This window comes from Nocardia sp. PLKS1-43 (assembly GCF_059510335.1).
Genome location: NZ_JCAJZQ010000034.1, coordinates 1 through 4,769, shown reverse-complemented (window position 1 = coordinate 4,769; position 4,769 = coordinate 1). Strand labels below are relative to the sequence as shown.

Annotated in this window: 2 protein-coding genes; both read right to left on the bottom strand. The window is 67.3% G+C overall.

What is annotated here, in order from left to right:
• Positions 1-207, bottom strand: a 207-nt coding sequence (locus AC5WS7_RS40465) for a beta-ketoacyl synthase N-terminal-like domain-containing protein (RefSeq protein ID WP_495959965.1), incomplete at its 3' end; no start/stop codon positions are given.
• Between the two features lie 13 nt (positions 208-220).
• On the bottom strand, positions 221-4,769 hold a 4,549-nt coding region (locus AC5WS7_RS40460), incomplete at its 5' end, for an SDR family NAD(P)-dependent oxidoreductase (RefSeq protein ID WP_495959964.1).

The following is a 4,769-nucleotide window of genomic DNA, read 5'->3' as shown; positions in this document are numbered from 1 at the left end:
CTCCGATACGGCGTCCGTACCGCGAAATACCAGGTCCCACAGATCGTCCGGGGACTCGACACCGCCCGGAAACCGGCATCCGGCGCCCACGATCGCGATCGGCTCGCGAGAACGCTCGACCAGTGTCCTGTTCTGCTGTTTCAACCGCTCGATCTGAATGAGTGCCTTGCGCAACGCCTCGGTCGCCTGGTCGAGCTTCGTAGTCATGCGGTCTCCACATTCATCGATCGTCCTGATCACCGAGAGCGACAGTGAGAAGGTCGTCCAAGCTCATATCGGCGAGATCTTCTTCTTTGTGATTCGACGGGTTCGGCTCGTCCGGCGAATTCGCCAGCCGCAGCAAGGTATCCAGAACTCCCGACCGGCGGAGGGTATCGATGGGTATGGACGAAACGAGCTGCTGGATCTCGGCCTCCCCGGACGGGCCCGCATCGGCCCTGCTCGGTGACCCGAGCTCGAACCGGTCAAGCAGATACCGCGCAAGAGCCGCCGGGGTCGGATAATCGAAGACGAGGGTGGACGACAAAGACTGTCCGGTCACCGCTTTCAGCCGGTTACGCAGCTCGACCGCGGTCAGTGAATCGAAGCCCACATCGCGGAATGCCGCGTCGGGCGCGACATCCTCTGGTCCGGAATACCCCAGCACCACCGCCGCCTGCGAACGCACCGACCGCAGCAGCCGCGTGTACCGCTCTTCCTCGGCGAGCCCGTGCAATTGCTGGGCCAACGTCGAGCTCGGCTGCTCCGCTCCGTCATCGGCCGATCGCCGCCCCGGAGCGCGGACCAGTCCCGCGAGCAGCGGTGCGGGCGCATCCGCCCGGGAACGAACTCCCGACAGATCGAAGCGCGCCGGCACCAGGCAGGGACGGTCGAGACGTAACGCGTTGTCGAACAACATGACCGCGTCCTGCGACGACATCGCGACCAGGCCACCGCGACTCATCCGTGCCATATCCCGTGTCGCCAGATGTCCGGTCATGCCGCCGGCCCGAGCCCACAATCCCCACGCCAACGACACCGCGGCCGACCCCTCCGCCCGCCGATGTGCGGCCAACCCGTCCAGAAAGGCGTTGGCGGCGGCGTAGTTTGCCTGCCCGGGTGTACCCACCGTCCCGGCGACGGACGAAAACAACACGAAGGCGGCAAGATTCATACCGCGAGTCAGCTCGTGCAGGTTCCAGGCGCCATCGACCTTCGCACGCAACACCCGGTCCACGCGTTCGGCGCTCAGCGATTCGACCGGCGCATCGTCGAGCACACCGGCGGCGTGGATCACCGCGGACAAGGGAGCATCCACCGGAATCTCGGCCAACATCCGCGCCACCGCGTCGCGGTCGGCCAGATCGCACGCCACCACCCGCACCCGAGCGCCCGCTTCGGACAACTCCGTCACCAGATCATCCGCCCCCGCGGCTTGTGCGCCACTTCGACTGGCCAGCAGCAGGTTTCGCGCACCGTGCTCGACCACCAGATGCCGGGCCAGTACGGCCCCGGCCATACCGGTGCCGCCGGTGATCAGTACCGTGCCCGAGGTGAACGAACCGGGCATCGTCAGGACGAGCTTGCCGGTGTGCCGGGCCTGCCCGAGGAATCGGTAGGCATCCGGCGCGCGTCGCACATCCCAGGTGGTGACCGGCAGTGGTCGCAGGACCCCGGCCTCGAACAGCTCGACCAGATCGCCGAGCATCCGCTGGATCCGGGCGGGATCCACGTCGAACAGGTCGAACGCCCGATAACGCACACCCCGATACCGGTCGGCGATCGTCTTCGCATCGCGGATATCGGACTTGCCCATCTCGACGAAACGTCCACCGCGCGAGAGCAACCGCAGCGACGCGTCGACGAACTCACCGGCCAGCGCGTCCAGCACCACGTCCACGCCGCGTCCCGCGGAGCCGGTGCGGAACTTCTGCTCGAACTCCAGCGTGCGCGAATCAGCGATGTGGTCCTCGTCGAAGCCCAAGGCTCGCAACGTATCCCACTTCGCCCGGCTCGCCGTCGCGAAGACCTCGAGCCCCCAGTGTGCGGCCAATTGCACCGCGGCCATCCCCACTCCGCCGGTTGCGGCATGCAACAGCAACGATTCACCGGCTCGCACCTCGGCCAGATCCGCCAACGCGTAATAAGCGGTCAGGAAGGCCACCGACACTCCGGCGGCCTGTGCGAAGGACCACCCGGCGGGAATCCTCGTCACCATCCGGTGATCGGCGACCACACGCGGACCGGCGCCGATGAGCAACCCCATGACCCGGTCACCCACCGCGAAACCGCTTACCGCGGAACCGATCTCGACGATCACTCCGGCGGCCTCACTTCCCGGCACGGCATCGCGCGCGGGATACATGTCCAGTGCGATCAGTACGTCACGGAAGTTCACTCCGGCCGCCTGCACCGCCACCCGCACCTGACCGGCCTCGAGCGGTGCATCGCCGCGCGGGAAGGGTTCCAGGATCAGGTTTTCCAGCGTGCCCTTCTCCGTGATGCCCAGGCGCCAGGACCGAACGTCCGGCGGCGCCAACATCTCATCGACGGGCGGTGCGGCGAGGCGAGCGATGTGCGCGATCCCGTCGCGCAGGAGCACCTGCGGTTCCCCGGCCGACAGGATCGCGGCCGCATCGAGGTGACCATCGGTGTCGGCCAGCACGATTCGCCCGGGATTCTCCGTCTGCGCCGAGCGCACCAACCCCCACACCGCCGCACCGGCCAGATCCGTCATCGCTTCTCCCGGCAGCGCCACAGCACCACGCGTCACGACAATCAGCGGGCTCGAAACATCCTGCGCCAGAAACTTTTTCAGCACTCGCAAGACCTGGTGGACGGCATCGTAGACAGCGGGCACAATTTCGCCCCGCCGCGCCCTCACCTCCAATACCACCGCATCCGGTGTCATCCGGGTGGCATCGGCGCCTACCGACTCGGCCGCCACCACGTCACCGGCAGCCCTGTGCTTTTCGAATATCTCCCAGGTGACCGTGGTTACCGGCAAGGCGGCCGCCGAGGTGGTCGGGGCAGGCGCCCACATGACCTCGAGGATGTTGTCCGTACCGCTGCCGACGTGCCCCCCTGCCGCCGCACGCAACTGCTGAGCCGTCACCGGGCGCATGATCACCGAACGCGCCGTCAGCACCGAAAGCCCCGCGCTGTCAGCCAATTCCAGGGACACCGCGCCGGACTCGGCCGGGCTCACTCGCACACGCACCGCCCCGGCCCGGGCAGCGTGCAGCGATACGCCTTCCCAGGCGAACGGCAATGTGGTTCCGTCCGTTCCGGCAGCGACCAGCACCGCGTGCAGAGCCGCATCCAGCAGTATCGGATGCACGCCGAAACCGGCGACGTCCACGCCGGCGTCCGGGGGCATGGCGACCTCGGCGAACACTTCCGCGCCTCGCCGCCACATCGCGCGCAATCCCCGGAACGCGCGGCCGTATTCGTATCCCCGGCCGAGCAATCGCGCATAGGCCTCGGATACGTCGACCGCGACCGCTCCGGCCGGAGGCCACAGCGAAAGGTCCGGACCTTGCGGCTCAACGTCGTCGCCGCTCAGCGTGCCTTCGGCGTGCACGGTCCACCCGGAGTCCTCGGCTCGGCGCGAGTACACCGATACCGTCCGCCGTCCGGCACCGTCCGCGCCGCCGACGAGCACCTGTACCCGCACCGAGCCCTCGGCCGGTAATGCCATGGGTGTCCGCAGGATCAGCTCATCGATCACACCGCAGCCGACTTCGTCACCGGCTCGCACGACCAGTTCCACGAATCCGGCGCCCGGGAAGACCACCACACCCGATACCGCGTGATCGGCGAGCCACGGTTGCGCCGTCAGCGACAGCCGCCCGGTCAAGACCACTCCGCCGGTATCGGGCTGTTCGACCGCCGCGCCCAACAATGCGTGCCCGGTCTCTCCCACACCGAACCGGCTCACATCACCAGCCGTGGCCGTACTCGACAGCCAGAACCGCTGTCGTTGGAAAGCATACGTCGGCAAGGGAATTCGACGAGCGGTCGTCCCGGCGAACAGCCGCCGCCATTGCGCACTCACACCACGGGCGTTCGCCTGCGCGACGGAGAGCAGGAACCGGTCGAGTCCGCCGTCGTCACGCCCGAGCGATGGAATGGCGACGGAGTCGGCACCTTCGGCGAACCCAGCCGCCGTATCCTCGATTCCGGCGATCAACACCGGATGCGGACTCGATTCGACGAACACCCGATACCCCTGCTCGCACGCCGCACGCACCGCGGTATCGAACTCCACGGTCTGCCGGAGATTGCGGTACCAGTACTCACCGTCGAGATGAGCTGTGTCACAGAGGGTTCCGGTTACGGTCGAGAAGAACGCGATCTCCGAGGTACGTGGCTCGATACCCGCCAACGCCGCAGCCAGACCATCGCGAATCTTCTCGACCTGAGCAGAATGTGACGCGTAGTCGACATCGATCCGCCGCGCCCGGATGTCGTGGCCCTCGCAGTGAACGAGCAACTCCGCCAACGCGATCGACGCGCCCGACACCACCACGGCCGAACGCCCGTTGACCGCGGCCACACTCAACGCATCCCCCCAACCGGCCACCAACTCACGCGCCCGATCCACACCAACAGCCAGCGACACCATCCCACCCGAACCCGACAGCGCCAACAACAACCGACTCCGCAACGCCACCACCCGAACCGCATCCCGCAACGACAACGCACCCGCCACACACGCCGCCGCGATCTCCCCCTGCGAATGCCCGATCACCGCATCCGCACACACCCCCACCGACCGCCACAACCCA